Raw genomic sequence first — 16,015 nt, 5'->3', positions numbered from 1 at the left:
TCGATCTTGCGGCTTAAGGCTATACCAATGTGCCAGCCGCCCGGCCAGCCGGGTGGATACGCCTGCCAATCGTCAAGGTTAGATCTTGATCGGCACGAAATGATTGATGGCGATCAGGATCACCAAAAGGGCAATACCAAGACCGAGGCTGAAGCCGATCAGCTTCTTTTCGACCGGCAGCAGCGGCTCGACTTCCTTCGCGGAAATCTCGTTCTTGAGGTCAATTTGCGACATGTGGCTGTCCTTGATGAATTAGCTGACAAGCGGCGGCTTGAAACCGCTGAAGAACAGCCAGGAGATCAACAAGCCTACCCAGATCACGAATCCGAACAGGCTGACGAAATAGACCGCGGCAAGCTTGCCAAATCCCTGCTGCCAGAGTTTGCGGAAATCCGACAGCACACCGATCGAGAAGAAGGTGAGCACGAAGAAGATCACGCGGAATACATTGGCCTCGCCAGCAGCCACAGGAAGCGTCTTGGCGATTTCTGGCGTCGAGCCGAGTGCCAGCCACAGCGACACCGCGAACACGAAGATAAAACCGAGGATGAACTTCGGAAACCGCTGCCAGATTTCGATCGGCTTGGCCCGGTCCGGCCCCTTGTCGATGTGATTGGTCCAGATATAGCCGAGAATGAAAGCCCAGATGCCGATGAAGATGTCGATGAAGAGCTTCACGGTCGTGGTGGTCGCGAGAATCCAGCCCGGCTGATACTTGATGCCTTCCGCAGCTGCCTTCGCCATGATCAGCGATTCCGTGATGCCGCCACCGGCGACCGCCGCACCGTCGGTCTTGATCGCAAGACCCACCCAGGCGCCCGCCACCAGCGGCTCCTGCCACAGGAACGTCTGGGCGAGAAACGGCAGGATCAGGACTTCGACGACCGCGAACACAACAACAAGCGACGACACCAGGATCGGCACCGCCGGCCGCGCCCGGATCGCGCCGCCAGTGGCGATGGCCGCTGCCACGCCGCAAATCGAAATGCCGGAAGCGAGCGGCACCGACCATTCGCGGCTGAAACCAAACCATTTCCGCGCGACGTAATAGATCACGGCCCAATAGATCAGATAGGCCTCGACGATCGCGGCAGCGCCCCGCAACAACAGCGACGACGCCAGATTGAGCTTGCCCGCCGCGGTGATCGCAACGGTAGCGCCGAGAATCACGATCGCGATCTTGATGTAGAGCTCTGGCCGGATCGCTTCCTTCAGCCATTCCGCAAAACGCGGAAAGAAATTGGCGATCACAATGCCGGAGAGAAGTGCTACGATGAAGCCGCCTTCATTGGTCAGCTTGAGCGACCAGTCAATGCCGAATTTCTGCTGCTCGGCTGGCGTCACGGCGGCGACATAGGCGTAGCTGCCGACGATCCAGCTGGCATAGGCGATGGCAAAAACGGCCGTGAATGCGAGGGCAAATTTCCGAACGTCCGCGCCAAGCGTTGCAACGCCGGCGCTCAGCACCACGAGCAGCGCGAGATAGGTAGCGATCAAGGCGCCGCCGCCGCCCAACGAAGCATAGGCCTTGGCAAACGGATTGAGCGCTTGCGTGAGATTGGTATAGACCGACGTGGTGACGGCCCATCCGAGAAGGTCGGTCCCGCTGACACTGACCAGCGCTGCTCCAAACACCAGAAGGCCGATGACGACGGCCAGCCAGTCTTCGGTGAGCTGCGCCCGCAGCGTCAATGGCTCCGAGGCCTTGATCGCCGAGGTCTTGATCGCAATGTCCGACATTCCAATTCCCCAAAATGATCAGGCGGAGGGCCAAAAAGCCCTCCGTTTTTCGCTTTGAGGATGATGGCGCCGGACCCCACTGTCGAGGACCTTGGAAAAAAAGCGATGTCCGGCCTGTCATATCGACAGCAAACGGGGTCTTTCTTCCATCGACCGCGAGAATAATAGACCAATTTTCTCTACTGAGCCGCCAGCCGCCGAGCGCGGATATTTCGGTTATTCGGCGGCCTTGGAGACCGGCCTTGGAGCCGCGACATTGAGCGCCAGCTTGCCATAGCGGTCGGTAAAGGCTGCGGTGTGGATCTCTTCGAGCCGGATATCGCCGCTCATCACGCCAGCCTTCCAGGCGTCATGCTCGGGGTCGTGCTGGAATTCCGGCATCACTTCGCGGGCGAACAATTCCAGGGATTCACAGATGTGCTCATGGCTGTTCTTGCCGGCCTGATTGAGCAGGATGACCTGATCGATGTGCGAAGTACGGAACCGACGCAGCTTTTTGCGGATGGTTTCCGGCGAGCCGATCAGCCCGCTGCGAAGCGCGGCTTCCTGGGCTTCCGGGTTCTCGCGCTTCCATCTGTTGTATTCGTCCCACATGTTGACGGCACCCGGCGCCGGACGCTGGCGGTCCTGCGATGCGCCGTAGAAGCGCAGCGCAAACTGAAAAAACGTGGCACCATCAGCGCGTAGCCGAGCCTCCTCATCGGTTTTCGCGCACATGAAGAACGACACCAGCGCCATGTTCGGATTGATCTCGTAGTCGGTGAGCTTCTTCAAGCGTTTGGTGATGGCGTTATAATAAGCGTGCACCCAGGCATGCGCTGCGTCGGCACTGACGAACTGGAAACCGAGCGCGCCAAAACCGTTCTGGCCGGCGCGTTCGATGGTCGGCAATTGCGAACACGCCATCCACAGCGGCGGATGCGGCTTCTGCACCGGCTTCGGCACCACATTGCGCAGGGGAATATCGAAATATTTGCCGTGATGCTCGCTGCCGCCGTCCTTGAACATCGGGAAGATGGCGCGGACGGCTTCCTCGAACACTTCCTTCTTGGTCTCCATGTCGCGGGAAAACGGCGTCAGCTCGGTAATGGATGCGCTCTCGCCCATCCCGAATTCGCAGCGGCCGCGGCTCAAGAGATCGAGTACCGCGATGCGTTCGGCGACGCGCGCGGGATGATTGGTGGTGAGCTGAAAAATGCCGTGACCGAGCCTGATGTTCCTGGTGCGCTGGCTGGCCGCCGCAAGAAAGGATTCCGGCGACGGCGAGTGCGAATATTCCTCCAGGAAATGATGTTCGACGACCCAAGCATAATCGTAGCCGAGCCGGTCGGCGGTCTCCAGTTGCGTCAGGGCATCCTGATAAAGCTTGAGCTCGTCGTCCGCCTGCCACGGACGCGGCAATTGCAGCTCATAGAAGATGCCGAACTTCATGACTTCTCACCCGCGGGCCGGCTTATTGTTGAAACCAGTCTATTCTCGGCCAACGGCAAGTCCAGCCGAGGACCATGCCGCTAGTAGTGGAGTGGATTTGACGTTCGCTAATCACCCAGCCACGCACTCGCAAAGCGAATGTCAAATCCAAAACTCCACTAGAACCTATATTTGCTGGTGGTCCTTTGATTCTAACATTCGCAAAGTGGCTGAAGGGATGCGAATGTTAGAATCGGACCACCAGGCGGAAGCCGGCTTGCGCCGGCGGCATGAATGGTTAGCTTTTCAGCTTCGCCTGAGTCGTTGCCTCAGCCTCCCCTAAACGAACCCCATGACCAACTTCACGCCGCATCAGGATTCCGCGCTAAAGGCCGTTGCCGACTGGCTAAAGGCTAAGCCCGGCCGTCACGGCACGCCGCCGGTGTTTCGACTGTTCGGCTATGCCGGCACCGGCAAGACGACACTCGCGCGGCATATCGCCGAAGACGTCGACGGCGAGGTGAAATTCGCCGCCTTCACCGGCAAGGCCGCACTGGTGATGCGCAACAAGGGTTGCGACAACGCATCCACGATCCATTCGCTGATCTACCGCGCCCGTGAATCCGGCGTCGAACAGCCGAGTTTCGAATTGTGGGACGACGCGCCGGCCTCGAAGGCAAAGCTGATCATCATCGACGAATGTTCGATGGTGGATGCCGAAATGGGCCGCGACTTGATGTCGTTCGATTGTCCGCTGCTCGTGCTCGGCGATCCCGCGCAATTGCCGCCAATCCAGGGCGGCGGCTTTTTTACCGGCAGCGAACCCGACGCCATGCTGACCGAGGTGCACCGCCAGGCGCAGGACGATCCGATCGTCCGGATGTCGATGGATATCCGCGAGGGCCGGGATCTCGAGATCGGCCGCTACGGCGAGAGCGAAATCGTATCGCGCGCCGAGCTCGATCCGGAGCGCGTGATGCAGGCGGACCAGGTGCTGGTGGGGCGCAACAACACCCGCCGCGCCTACAACATGCGGATGCGGCAGAAGCAAAATATCGAAGACCCCTTGCCGGTTGCCGGCGACAAGCTGGTTTGCCTGCGCAACAACCGCAAGAAAGGCCTGTTCAACGGCGGCCTGTGGCGCGTGAAATCGCGCAACGCGTCGCGATCGAAGTCGCGTATCGTCAGCCTGCGGCTCGCGCCCGACGAGGAATTCAGTCACAAGGTGACGAAAGTTTCCGTGCGCTGCGATTGTTTCGAAGGCGGGATCGAGGCGATCCCGTGGGAGCAGCGCAAACCCTATGACGAGTTCGACTATGGCTATGTGCTCACGGTGCACAAGTCGCAGGGCTCGCAATGGGACGACGTCGTCCTGTTCGACGAGAGCTTTGCGTTCCAGGACAGCCGCGCCCGCTGGCTCTATACCGGCGTGACGCGAGCGGCCAAACGGCTGAGTATCGTCGTCTAAGCTGTGCCGGTCGGCCGGCGCGGGGTTCATTTTGGCCTTTAACTCACGGACTCGTGTGTATCCGTCTGTAACAGATCGGCTTTTGCCCCGTATCTTGAGGCAGAAGGCCGATTGCGAAGCCCCGCTGCCGGCCTAAACTCAAGCCTCATTCCGCCGAACCCGACAGAAAATCAGGAGCAAGCTCCCATGACCCGCCGCCCCCTCAGCCGCTTTTCCATGTACGCCGCCGCCATCGGCCTGCTGGCGATTTCCGCCATCAAGATCGCGCCTTCGGTGGCTGCGGAAGATGCCGTGGTCATTCCGCCGCCCGTGGTCGACATTCAGAACACGAGTTCCGTCCAGACCGCGGTCTTGGCCGGCGGCTGCTTCTGGGGCGTGCAGGGTGTGTTCCAGCACACTGCCGGTGTGGTTAATGCCGTGTCCGGTTATGCCGGCGGCAGCAAGATGACCGCGGACTACAGCACGGTCTCGACCGGCACGACGGGACATGCGGAATCGGTCGAGATCAAGTTCGATCCGAAGAAGATCAGCTACGGCAAGATCTTGCAGATCTTCTTTTCCGTCGCGCACGATCCGACGCAATTGAACCGGCAGGGACCGGACAGCGGTACGCAATATCGCTCGGCGATCTTCACCACAAATGACGAGCAGAAAAAGGTCGCGGACGCCTACATCGCACAGCTCAACGCCGCCAAGGTCTACAACAAGCCGATCGTGACCAAGGTCGGGCCGCTGGAAGGGTTTTTCGCCGCCGAAGCCTATCATCAGGACTACCTGACGCTTCACCCCAATCAGCCCTATATTGCTTACAACGACATTCCAAAGGTCGAAAACCTGAAGAAGATTTTCGCCCAGAACTATATCGAAAAGCCGACTTTGGTGAGTAGCATCAAGGTCACTAATTAGGAGTCTTGATTTCATGTCTGACGCCAAGACGATGCCGAAAGTAGAAAAGAGCGAGGCCGAGTGGCGCAAGGAACTGACGCCGATGCAGTACGCCGTGCTGCGCGAGAAAGCGACCGAAAGGCCGTTCTCCGGCGAGTATGAGCATGAGCAGCGCGCCGGCACCTATATCTGTGCTGGCTGCGGGCAGACGCTGTTTGAGTCCGATGCCAAGTTCGATTCCGGCTGCGGCTGGCCGAGTTTCACCCAGCCGGCAACCGAAAGTCACGTCGACGAGGAGCGCGATGTGAGCCACGGCATGATCCGCACCGAGGTGCTTTGCTCAAGTTGCAACGGCCATCTCGGCCATGTGTTCGAGGACGGCCCGGGACCGACCGGATTGCGTTACTGCATCAACTCGGCCGCGCTAAAGCTCGAGCCGAAATAGCGTTTTTAACGGCCTTGCCGCGGAGCCTCGAAAATCGGGTTCCGCGGCCGGAACCGGCGGCCTCGATATGCTGTTCTTCCGTCGGCTTGGCGGAATTCACCGCACTAGCCGGCCTTTTAGAGGAGGCGCGCCATGTCGGTTGGAACGATCCTCATCATTCTCGTGATCCTTTATTTGCTTGGCGGCTGGAGCGGCCGGATCGGCGGCTATGGCTATGGCCTCGGCCATTCCGGAATGGGGCTCGGCGGTGTAGTTTTGGTGGTGCTGCTGGTTTTGCTGCTCCTCGGCAAGCTATAATGCGCGTAAAGCACTGTAAATAAATAACTTTCTATCAAGGCGCCTGCCCGAAAGAGAGATTCATCATCCCGCTCGGCAGGAGTCGCAATTCTCGCGGAGACGCCTATATTAAGGGCTGTCCGAAATGAAATGACGTGTACCGGCGCCGCCCGATTTTTGCGCCCGTGCGACCTGTTCGCGATGCGGTTCGCGTTCTCACTAAAAAGAACAGAGGTCCCCGACCATGGCTTCCTTTAGCTTCAACACTGCTGCCGAATTGTTTCCTGCCGCCATCCGCAAGAAAAAGCGGGCGGGCTTCGCCTATCGGCGATTTGGCACCGCGGCGGAAGCAGTTCGTTTCGCGATCGAGGAATTGCCGGCGGATTCGCTGAACGGCGCCTACTTGCAAGTCGACGAGGCCCGCTTCGATCAGGTCGGCATTCGCACGCTGTATGAGAGCCAGGAATTCCCGCTGGAGCGCCGTCCGCGCGCGCCTGAACCGGTGGCCGCCGACGCCAAGACCGACGAAAAGGCGGCCTGATCCGTTCAGGGTTTTACCGGGATGACATCAGCAGCCGCGAACTAGTGGTTCTATCGCGGCTGCTTGTCCAGCCAGCGTCGTAAGATCCGGACGTTGCGCATATTAGCGCGAAACAGCACGTCAAACGCATCGCCCGCCAGTGGCACCATTCCCACCACACCGTCGACAGCGACGTTACCGAGCATTCGCGCGGTGACATGCCAGGGCGCGCCCATCGCACGCGCCTCCCGCACCAGCCAGAGCGCGAACGCGGTAGCCAACAGGTCGCCGACGACCGGGACCAATCTGATGATGCCGTCGACCCCGTAACGGATCTTTGTGCCCGGCAGAATGAAGGCGACGTCGAGCAGCTTGGCCAGCATCTCAAAGCGCGCCAGACGCTGTTCCCGGGTGAGGTTGCCGAACGGATTGGCGCTGGAATGGCCGAAGTCGAACTGGAACTGCCGGAAGCCATCGCGTAGTGAATGGGCCGGAATCTCGCGACCGTCCTGATCAATTACAGGGCCTTGTGCAGGGCCTTGTGCAGGACCTTGCGGCCGGCCGGCGCGGAACGCTCCGCGCGAAGCGTTGAAACGCGCGTCAGAGGAGGAAATGATTTCTTCGTTCGCCATGCCCATCAGATGGTAATGCACAGTATCGGCGCAAGTGCCACATCCGAACGACAAAATTAGTGTCGGAACGGTCCCGTCAGGACGGCAGCGCCGCCTCACCTTTGGCCTTGGCCGGCAGGTCGATGAGGTAATGGGCCAGCCCCGACGACACCGCCCCGCCAATAAAACCGACCAGACCGTACAAAACGAATTGCAGGAGGCCACTGTCCGGCCCACGCGATCCGTACAGCAATTCGGTCGCCGCAAAGCCGATCACGCCGACGATCAACAGGCGCAGGTACGGTCCAATTCGCTTGATGTGAAAGACGATGTCGTCCACGGCGCCCAGCATCAGCGCAGGCAACAGGCCGAACAGGTAGGAATACTGCAATGTCCTGGCAAACACTGCAAACAGCTTGCCCGCCTCCGACAGGCTCGGCGGGTGGCTCCAGTAGCCGGACATTACCGTGGTCGCCAGGAGAAGCAGGAAGCCGCCGAACAACGGCACGAGTGCAGCAAAGATCACATACCGCTTCATCCTGCGCCCTCGCCTACTCGCCCCATGCCGCGAAGGCGTCGTTGAAGGCGCGCTCGCCTGGAGCGCCCTTCTCGATGGCGATGATGGCGCGACGCTGATTGACATAGACCAGCGGCACGTCGAACCAGGAGCGCTCTTTCAACAGCTGCATGTTGCGCGAGCGGTCGGCCTCGACATTCGACAGGCCGACCAGGAAGAAGCCGTCGGTGACCTTGACGGCAAGGCCCGCGAGCGGCGTGCCGCGCGCCTGCTCGTTGGACTTCATCAGGATACCCGGCACGTTGCTGACGCCGCCGCCCGAGAAATCCGGCGGCAGAATGAAGGTCAATTCCGCCGTGTGGCTCGCCGGCAGCGATGTATCGGTATTGCGGCGGAACGACATAGTCATCTTGAATTTACGATCGGGAATCTCGATGTCGGCGCGGACCGCGATGTCGGCCTTCTGGTTGCCTGTGGCCTTGATCGGTTCGGTGCGCCAGATCACAGAGCCGACATATTGCTTGCCCTTGGGATCGGACGGATCCTCGTCATACAGCACGACCTTCTGCGCCACCGGCGCCAGTTGATCGCTCGACGACGGTTGTCCGACGCGATCGGCAATCTTCGGCTTTGTGCCGGGGACACCGGGATCCTTGGGAGCTTCGACGACGGTCGGCGAGGATTTGAACAAACCGCTGACCGTGCTGACGACCGACTTGCCCCACAGGATCGCCGCGCCGACGAGGATCAGAACGATACCGACCGCGATCGCGCTCTTGAACGGAAATATCGCCCCCCGCTTCGGCTCACTTCCGCGGCCGGGCGCGATCCGCGGACGCGGCGAGGACGGCTGCGGCGGGACGTAGCGTTCCGCCTCCGCGGCAGATTCATCGTACGAATAGGGCGCTTCGGAATCGAAACCGCGATCTTCCATGACCGGTTCGAGCCGGTCGAACTCGGGCGACGGCGACGGCACGTTGGCATAGGTTTTCCGCGCCGCGCGGCTCGCTTGCGCCGCGGCGCGGCCAAGATCGTCGGTATCGGCGGTGATGTCGCGAAACCCACGGACACCCGGCGGTTCGGGAGGGACTGCGTCCGATCCGCGGCGTGACACCGCCTGCCGCTCACGCGTGGGCGGCAGTTGCGGATCCTGCATCGAAATCTGCGGCTGGCGCGGCTGCTCCGGGCGAGCGCTGCGCGCCTGCCACTGATCCGGCCGGTCTTCCTGCCGCGTTTCCTGCCCCAAAGGCGGCCGATCGTTGCGCGGCAATGGCGGCGGCGCGCCTTGCCGCTGGCGTGGTTGCGGCGGCGGTGCTCCGGTCGGCGCGGTGTCTCCCGGCCGCGCACCGGGACGGGCATTGGCGCGCAGCGCCGTGCTGGCCCTTGAAGCGGTACGCGTCGGATCCGGCGCCCCGCGCGAGGCCTCGCGCGCCCGCTGGGCGGCCTCGGATTCCACCTTGCGGACGGCCTCTTCCAGCGACAGCCGCTCGCGGGTGATTTCGGACTCGCTGAGTGGCGGCTCGACGCTGCGGAGCTGCGCGATCAACGCCGCTCGCGCCCGCTCATAGAGCGCACGGCGGCTTTCGCCGGGAGCACTGGGGTCCAGTCCGGCGATGGCGCGGGCAATCAGCGGGTAGTAGTCAGCCATCTCAACTCAACAATCCACGCTCTGCGGTAATATCTCGTTAATCTCGTTAAGCCTCGAACGGATTCTGCACCAGGATAGTATCCTCGCGTTCGGGACTTGTGGAAAGCAACGCAATCGGGCAACCCACCAATTCCTCCACACGGCGAACATATTTGATCGCCTGCGCCGGCAGGTCCGCCCAGGAGCGGGCGTTGGCGGTGGGCTCCTTCCAGCCTTCGATCGTCTCGTAGATCGGCTTGACCCGGGACTGGGCACCCTCACCGGCCGGCAAATGGTCGATTTCCTTGCCGTCCAGGAGATAGCCGGTGCAGACCTCGATGGTGTCGAAGCCATCGAGGATATCGAGTTTGGTCAGCGCCAGGCCGTTGATGCCACAGGTGCGCACGGTCTGACGGACCAGCGCGGCGTCAAACCAGCCGCAGCGGCGTTTGCGTCCGGTGTTGACGCCGAATTCCTTGCCGCGGCGGCCGATCTCCTCGCCAGTCTCATCATGCAATTCGGTCGGAAACGGGCCCTGGCCGACCCGGGTCGTATAGGCCTTGCAGATTCCGAGAACATAACCGACCGCGCCCGGGCCCATGCCGGTGCCGGTCGCGGCTTGCGCTGCAACCGTGTTGGACGAGGTGACGTAGGGATAGGTGCCGTGATCGACGTCGAGCAGCGCGCCCTGCGCGCCCTCGAACAAAATGCGCTTGCCTTCGCGCCGCTTGATGTCGAGCAGACGCCATACGGTTTCGGCATAGGGCAAAAGCTGCGGCGCCAGCGCCGTCAAATCCCGCAGAATCTGTTTGCCGTCGATCTCTTCCAGGCTGAGCCCGCGGCGCAGCGCATTGTGATGCGCCAGCAACCGGTCGATCTTGTGCGGCAGCGTGTCGAGATCGGCGAGATCCATCAGGCGAATCGCGCGCCGGCCGACCTTGTCCTCATAGGCCGGGCCGATGCCGCGCCGCGTGGTGCCGATCGCGGTCCCTGCGTTGGAGGATTCCCGAAGCGCATCGAGTTCGCGGTGGAGCGGCAGGATCAGGGTGACGTTTTCGGCAACCCGAAGATTCTCCGGGCTGATCGCAACGCCCTGCCCCTTCAGCTTCGTCACCTCATCGAGAAACGCCTGCGGGTCGAACACCACACCGTTGCCGATCACCGCCAGTTTCGACGGCCGCAGGACGCCGGAGGGCAGCAGCGCGAGCTTGTAGGTCTCGCCGTTGATGACGAGCGTATGGCCGGCATTGTGGCCGCCCTGAAAACGCACGACGATATCGGCCTGCTCCGACAACCAGTCGACAATCTTGCCCTTTCCCTCGTCGCCCCATTGGGCGCCGACGACGACGACATTCCCCATCCGCAGCTATTCCCTCTGCAACCCTGTTAGTTCAGGCATGATCCGTTCGAAAAACCGGTCTTGGCCCATGGATCACTGTCCAGGGCATGCCCGGGGGCCAGCCGCATGCGAGGCACACCATCGGATAAAGGATGCGGGCTACCGACGCAAGCAAGAAGGCGCTTTATTTCACGCCGAGAAGGCCCATCAACCCATTGATATCCCCCAAAAATATGCGCCCCCGGGCGTCGCCCGGAGGATGGTTCAAAAGCTTTTGCCTATTGAGGCGGCGCCAAGGCAGATCGCATGGCCCTTCCTTGGCCTTTGGCCGCACGGGACGCCGCTGTCGGGTCCGCCGGTGCATGCTAGGTTCTGCCCAAAGACCTCAAGTTTTGTAGACCTTATGCCGAGGAATTCAGACCGGCCGCATTCGGCGGCCTGCTCGCATGTCTGATCGGCACGACACTGCAAGCGGCTCCTTATCCGGACCGGCCAATCACCATCGTCGTACCCTTCGGCAAAGGCACCACCGCCGATCTCATCGCCACCGTCGTGGCGCAGGCCATGTCCACAAACATCGGCCAAAAAGTCATCGTCGAACTCAAGCCCGGCGCGGGCGGCGGCCTGGCAATGGCGAGGTCGAGAACGCCGCGCCCGACGGCACTACGCTTGCCATGATCACGCAAGGCACCCACGTCTTCAATCTCAGCCTGTACAAGACGCTGCGTTACGATCCAGATCGCATCGTTCCGATCACGCCGATATCGGCGGTCTCCAATGTGATGACCGTTCACCCATCCAATCCGGCTAATACGCCGCTGGAAGTCGCCGCCGCGGCGAGAGCGGCGCCAGGACAACTCACCTTTGCTTCCGGCGGCATCGGCACGTCACACGCATCGATCGCCGGTGTCGACATCAAGCACGTGCCGCATCTGGTTTCCGTGGACGGCGTCAACAGAACCGTCAACGGCGAAATCACCATGGGCTTCTTCAACCTGCCGACCGTGATCGACCAGATCAAAGCGGGAAAGCTCAAGCCATTGGCGGCGACGTCGCTCGCACGCTCGCCGCATCTGCCCGGCGCGCCGACGCTCGACGCCTCCGGGCTGAAGGGCTATGACCTCGTAACGTGGTTCGGTTTCGGCGCACCGTCCGGTACGCCGCCGGAAATCGTGCAACGGCTTCGCGACGATTTTGCCAAAACCGCGGCCGATCCCAGCGTCAAGGCGAAACTCGACGAAGCAGGCCTCGATCCCATCGAGCAAATGCAACCAGCGGATTTCGCCCGCCTGATCGCATTCGACCGTGTCAAATGGACGCCGATCATCGAGGCGGCGAACGTCAGCGCGGAGTGATCGCGCCGCATCGCCGAAGCAGCGCACGAACTTCGGATAGTGGGCGCTCGTGTCCCGATTCCGAAGCTCGCATCATTTTACGGAGCCACGTTTCGAACTTCGGAATCGAAAGGACATTAGCAAACCTGTTGATCTAGTGTGGCCTTGGTTCAGAAGTCCGCATAACGAGCTCGCGACGACAATGATGCGAACTTCTGAACCGCCACACTAGCGCATGGTCGCGATGCATCCGGCAGCATTGATGGCCCACTAAAATCCGTGTCTTTGAAAGAGCCGGGCCAAGAATTTCCGGACCGACACCGGTCCGGGCGCGGCGTACGATTCGGTCCGAGACCAACCGCCGCATGTCCGCTTCCGACCAGATATCCGACGCCGCACCCCGCAACTGGCTTGCCAACCAGCCTTATGCGCTGCTTTCGATCGCTGCTTTTTGCTGGGCCGGTAACGCTATCGTCGGCCGGCTCGCCGCCGGTCACATTCCGCCGGTAACGCTCGCCTTCCTGCGCTGGTCGCTCGGCTTTCTGATCATCCTTCCTTTTGCCTGGAAACATCTCAAGCACGACCGGGCGGCGATCCACGCCAAGCTCGGCCTGATGGTCTTCCTGTCGCTCACCGGCATCGCCGGATTCAACGCCCTGCAATACTGGGCGCTGGAGCATACCCAGGCGCTGAACACGCTGCTGCTGCAATCCGCCGGGCCGCTGTTCGTCGCAGGCTGGTCGCTGATCCTGCTCGGCATTCGACTGACCTTGGCGCAGGCAATCGGCATCGCGGTGTCGCTGACCGGCGTGCTGGTGATCCTGTTGCACGGCGACCTCACCACTATTACGGCGATCGACTTCAACCGGGGCGATCTCATCTTTACCGCCGCGCTCCTGATCTTCGGGCTCTATTCGGTGATGTCGTTCAAGCGACCGGCCATCCATGACCTGTCATTCCTCGCTTTCACGTTCGCCTGCGGCTCTGCCTGCCTTGTTCCGGCGCTGATCCCGGAGTTGATCTTTCGTCCCGTCATGCAGCTCGACGTCACCAATCTCCTGTCGGTGCTTTACGTCGCGGTCTTTCCCTCTACCATCGCCTACCTCTGCTACAATCGCAGCATCCATCTGATCGGCGCCAATCGCACCGCGCCCTTCTTTCATGTCGTGCCGGTCTTCGGATCGGTGATGGCCATCGTTTTTCTCGGCGAGCGGCCGCAGGCTTTTCATGTCATCGGTTTTGCGCTGGTGCTGACCGGCGTCTTCGTGGCGTCACGAAAACCGTCTGCGGCATCAAGATGAGCGCGAGCGAGCCGCCATCTTTTGATCCCATCCGCTGGCTCAACCATCAACCCTATCTGCTCCTGAGTCTGGCAGCGCTGTTCTGGGCCGGCAATATCGTGCTCGGCCGCTACGTCGCCGGCCATGTGCCGCCGATGACGCTGTCATGTATCCGATGGATCGGGTCCTGCGTGATGCTGCTGCCGTTCGCGTGGCCGCATTTGATCAGGGATTGGCCGGTGCTGCGCCGGCATCTTCCGCTCATGCTTGCGCTGGCGACAACGGGTTTTGCCCTCAATAACGCGCTGTCCTATTGGGGACTGCAATTCACCCAGGCGCTCAACGCGCTGCTCATCCAGTCGTCCGGGCCTTTGTTTATCGCGCTGTGGGCGCTCGTCCTGTTCGGCATCAAGCTGACATGGGCGCAGCTTGCGGGCATCGCACTTTCGCTGGTCGGCGTCCTCACGATTATTTTGCGCGGCGACCCTTGCGCGCTCGCCGCCATCCGCTTCAATCTCGGCGACCTCATGATGACGGGGGCGCTGGTCGCATTCGGTCTCTATTCCGCGCTGATGCTGCGCCGGCCGGTGACGCACCAATTGTCGCTGATCTGCTTCACCATGGCTGCCGGCGCGCTGTTGTTGCTGCCGCCCTCGATCTGGGAATATGCCAATGGCATCCGCCTACAATTCGACGCGACCACGATGATGACGCTGGTTTACGTCGTGATCTTTCCCTCGACGCTTGCCTATCTGTTTTTCAACCGGGGCATTGCAGCGATCGGTCCGAACCGCGCCGCGCCGTTTTTCCATCTGGTGCCGGTGTTCGGCTCGGTGATGGCGATCCTTCTGCTCGGCGAAGAACCGCGGCTGTTTCATCTCGCCGGCTACATCATGGTGCTCGCCGGCGTCGTGATCGCCTCGCGAAAGGTATCGGCAGCCTAGAACGCCAGCGCCTTCGCCTGTTTCACCTGCGGCAGCGCCTTCACCTTCGACAGCACCTCTTCCGGAACCACGCCGTCAATTTCGACGAGCGCAATCGCGTCCCCGCCCTGCTTAGTGCGGCCGAGATGGAAGGTCGCGATGTTGATCCTGGCGTCGCCAAGGAGGCTGGCAAAATGGCCGATGAAGCCCGGCTTGTCCTCATTGGTGACGTAGATCATCGACTTGCCGAATTCGGCATCGACCCGGATGCCCTTGATGTCGACCAGCCGCGGCTTGCCGTCGGCATAGACCGTACCCGATACCGAGCGCTCCTGCCGCTCGGTGGTCACGGTGACCGTAATCAGGCTTTCGTAGTCGCTCTGCGCCGCGCGCACGACTTCGTCGACCACCATGCCGCGTTCCTTGGCAACCGCCGGCGCCGAGACGACGTTGACGTCGCCGAGCATCGGCCGCAGCAGACCCGAGAGCACCGCCGAGGTCAGCGCCTTGATCTTCATCTCGGCGACGTGCCCCTCATAGGTGATCTGCACCTTGGCGATGCCGGTCTCGGTCAACTGGCCGGCGAACGAACCGAGCTTCTCGGCGAGTTCGATGAACGGCCTCAGCTTGGGCGCTTCTTCCGCCGTGATCGATGGAAAGTTGACCGCGTTTGAGATCGCGCCGTGCAGCAGATAGTCGGACATCTGCTCGGCGACCTGGAGCGCGACATTTTCCTGCGCTTCGGTGGTGGCAGCGCCGAGATGCGGGGTGCAGATCGCGTTGGGATGACCGAACAGGACGTTCGAGGTCGCCGGCTCCTCGACGAACACATCGAAAGCAGCCCCCGCCACCTGTTTGGAATTCAGCGCATCGACCAGCGCCTGCTCGTCGACCAGTCCGCCGCGCGCGCAATTGACGATCCGCACGCCTTTCTTGGTTTTCGCAAGCGCTGCCGCATCGATGATGTTGCGGGTCTTTTCGGTGAGCGGCGTATGCAGCGTGATGAAATCGGCGCGCTTGAGCAATTCGTCCAGTTCGACCTTCTCCACGCCGATGTCCTTGGCCCGTTCGGGCGACAGGAACGGATCGAACGCGACCACCTTCATGCGCAACCCCTGCGCACGATCGGCAACAATCGAGCCAATGTTGCCGCAGCCGATCACACCTAACGTCTTGCCGGTGATTTCGACGCCCATGAAGCGGTTCTTTTCCCACTTGCCGGCCTGTGTCGACGCATCAGCCTGGGGAATTTCACGGGCGAGCGCCAGCATCAACGTGATTGCGTGCTCGGCGGTCGTGATTGAATTGCCGAACGGCGTATTCATCACAATGATGCCCTTGGCGGTCGCGGCCGGTATTTCGACATTGTCGACGCCGATGCCGGCGCGTCCGATCACCTTCAGCTTCAATGCCTTCTCGATGATCTTCGCGGTTGCCTTGGTCGCCGAACGGATCGCAAGGCCATCATAGTCGCCGATGATCGCGGCGAGCTTTTCCTTGTCCTTGCCAAGGTTCGGCTGGAAATCGACCTCGATGCCGCGGTCCTTGAAGATCTGTACCGCGGCCGGCGACAGCGCGTCGGAAATGAGCACTTTGGGTTTTGTCATGGTTCGATCCTGAAAGCAGAATTCGGGGTGTGC

General features: G+C 61.3%; 16 protein-coding genes. 8 read left to right on the top strand and 8 right to left on the bottom strand.

Annotation, left to right across the window (positions count from 1 at the left end; genetic code table 11):
* Nucleotides 1-78: 78 nt before the first annotated feature.
* From ABSE61_RS09545 to ABSE61_RS09535, 3 genes are all read right to left on the bottom strand, one after another.
* A complete protein-coding gene (locus ABSE61_RS09545; RefSeq protein ID WP_423870827.1) occupies nt 79-234 on the bottom strand; it encodes a hypothetical protein in 156 nt (51 codons plus the stop codon).
* A gap of 18 nt (nt 235-252) precedes the next feature.
* The gene (locus tag ABSE61_RS09540; protein ID WP_423870826.1) at nt 253-1,740 is read right to left on the bottom strand and encodes a putative sulfate exporter family transporter; all 1,488 of its coding nucleotides are present in this window, start codon (nt 1,738-1,740) and stop codon (nt 253-255) included.
* Between the two features lie 216 nt (nt 1,741-1,956).
* On the bottom strand, nt 1,957-3,171 hold the full coding sequence (locus ABSE61_RS09535; protein ID WP_423870825.1) for an LLM class flavin-dependent oxidoreductase: 1,215 nt from the start codon (nt 3,169-3,171) through the stop codon (nt 1,957-1,959).
* A 331-nt stretch (nt 3,172-3,502) separates the two neighbouring features.
* On the opposite strand from ABSE61_RS09535, the gene ABSE61_RS09530 reads away from it, so the two are divergent.
* The 5 genes from ABSE61_RS09530 to ABSE61_RS09510 all read left to right on the top strand — a co-directional run bounded on the left by ABSE61_RS09530 (nt 3,503) and on the right by ABSE61_RS09510 (nt 6,765).
* On the top strand, nt 3,503-4,618 hold the full coding sequence (locus tag ABSE61_RS09530; RefSeq protein ID WP_423870824.1) for an ATP-dependent DNA helicase: 1,116 nt from the start codon (nt 3,503-3,505) through the stop codon (nt 4,616-4,618).
* Between the two features lie 186 nt (nt 4,619-4,804).
* A complete protein-coding gene (msrA, locus tag ABSE61_RS09525) occupies nt 4,805-5,524 on the top strand; it encodes a peptide-methionine (S)-S-oxide reductase MsrA (RefSeq protein ID WP_423870823.1) in 720 nt (239 codons plus the stop codon).
* A 13-nt stretch (nt 5,525-5,537) separates the two neighbouring features.
* Complete coding sequence (msrB, locus tag ABSE61_RS09520) at nt 5,538-5,948, top strand: peptide-methionine (R)-S-oxide reductase MsrB (RefSeq protein ID WP_423870822.1); 411 nt, start codon at nt 5,538-5,540, stop codon at nt 5,946-5,948.
* Between the two features lie 132 nt (nt 5,949-6,080).
* Nucleotides 6,081-6,245 (top strand): DUF3309 family protein, encoded by a 165-nt coding sequence (locus tag ABSE61_RS09515; RefSeq protein WP_423870821.1) that lies wholly within the window; start codon nt 6,081-6,083, stop codon nt 6,243-6,245.
* 223 nt (nt 6,246-6,468) lie between these two features.
* Nucleotides 6,469-6,765: a hypothetical protein gene (locus ABSE61_RS09510; RefSeq protein ID WP_423870820.1), complete on the top strand. Its 297-nt coding sequence runs from the start codon at nt 6,469-6,471 to the stop codon at nt 6,763-6,765.
* Nucleotides 6,766-6,815: 50 nt separating this feature from the next.
* Here the strand turns inward: ABSE61_RS09510 and ABSE61_RS09505 are convergent, their stop codons facing one another.
* From ABSE61_RS09505 to ABSE61_RS09490, 4 genes are all read right to left on the bottom strand, one after another.
* Nucleotides 6,816-7,376: a DUF4112 domain-containing protein gene (locus ABSE61_RS09505; RefSeq protein WP_423870819.1), complete on the bottom strand. Its 561-nt coding sequence runs from the start codon at nt 7,374-7,376 to the stop codon at nt 6,816-6,818.
* A 76-nt stretch (nt 7,377-7,452) separates the two neighbouring features.
* Entirely contained in the window at nt 7,453-7,893 is a 441-nt protein-coding gene (locus tag ABSE61_RS09500; protein WP_423870818.1) for a DUF5413 family protein, read from the bottom strand.
* A 13-nt stretch (nt 7,894-7,906) separates the two neighbouring features.
* Nucleotides 7,907-9,520 carry a hypothetical protein gene (locus ABSE61_RS09495; protein ID WP_423870817.1) on the bottom strand — a complete coding sequence of 538 codons (1,614 nt, stop codon included), beginning with the start codon at nt 9,518-9,520 and terminating at the stop codon, nt 7,907-7,909.
* A gap of 46 nt (nt 9,521-9,566) precedes the next feature.
* On the bottom strand, nt 9,567-10,859 hold the full coding sequence (locus ABSE61_RS09490; RefSeq protein WP_423870816.1) for an adenylosuccinate synthase: 1,293 nt from the start codon (nt 10,857-10,859) through the stop codon (nt 9,567-9,569).
* Between the two features lie 425 nt (nt 10,860-11,284).
* Here ABSE61_RS09490 and ABSE61_RS09485 point away from each other — a divergent pair, with 425 nt between their 5' ends.
* The 3 genes from ABSE61_RS09485 (at nt 11,285) to ABSE61_RS09475 (ending at nt 14,396) form a co-directional block, all read left to right on the top strand.
* Complete coding sequence (locus ABSE61_RS09485) at nt 11,285-12,193, top strand: Bug family tripartite tricarboxylate transporter substrate binding protein (RefSeq protein WP_423870815.1); 909 nt, start codon at nt 11,285-11,287, stop codon at nt 12,191-12,193.
* A 344-nt stretch (nt 12,194-12,537) separates the two neighbouring features.
* Nucleotides 12,538-13,473: a DMT family transporter gene (locus ABSE61_RS09480; RefSeq protein ID WP_423870814.1), complete on the top strand. Its 936-nt coding sequence runs from the start codon at nt 12,538-12,540 to the stop codon at nt 13,471-13,473.
* Nucleotides 13,470-14,396, top strand: a complete 927-nt coding sequence (locus ABSE61_RS09475; RefSeq protein ID WP_423870813.1) for a DMT family transporter — start codon at nt 13,470-13,472, stop codon at nt 14,394-14,396. Before ABSE61_RS09480 ends, ABSE61_RS09475 begins: the two co-directional genes overlap by 4 nt.
* Here the strand turns inward: ABSE61_RS09475 and serA are convergent.
* A complete protein-coding gene (serA, locus tag ABSE61_RS09470) occupies nt 14,393-15,982 on the bottom strand; it encodes a phosphoglycerate dehydrogenase (protein ID WP_423870812.1) in 1,590 nt (529 codons plus the stop codon). The genes ABSE61_RS09475 and serA overlap by 4 nt on opposite strands.
* Nucleotides 15,983-16,015: the final 33 nt, after the last annotated feature.

Source organism: Bradyrhizobium sp. (assembly GCF_049519115.1).
Classification (GTDB): domain Bacteria; phylum Pseudomonadota; class Alphaproteobacteria; order Rhizobiales; family Xanthobacteraceae; genus Bradyrhizobium.
The sequence above is the reverse complement of the archived record's forward strand: the minus strand, read 5'-3'. Positions and strand labels throughout refer to the sequence as shown.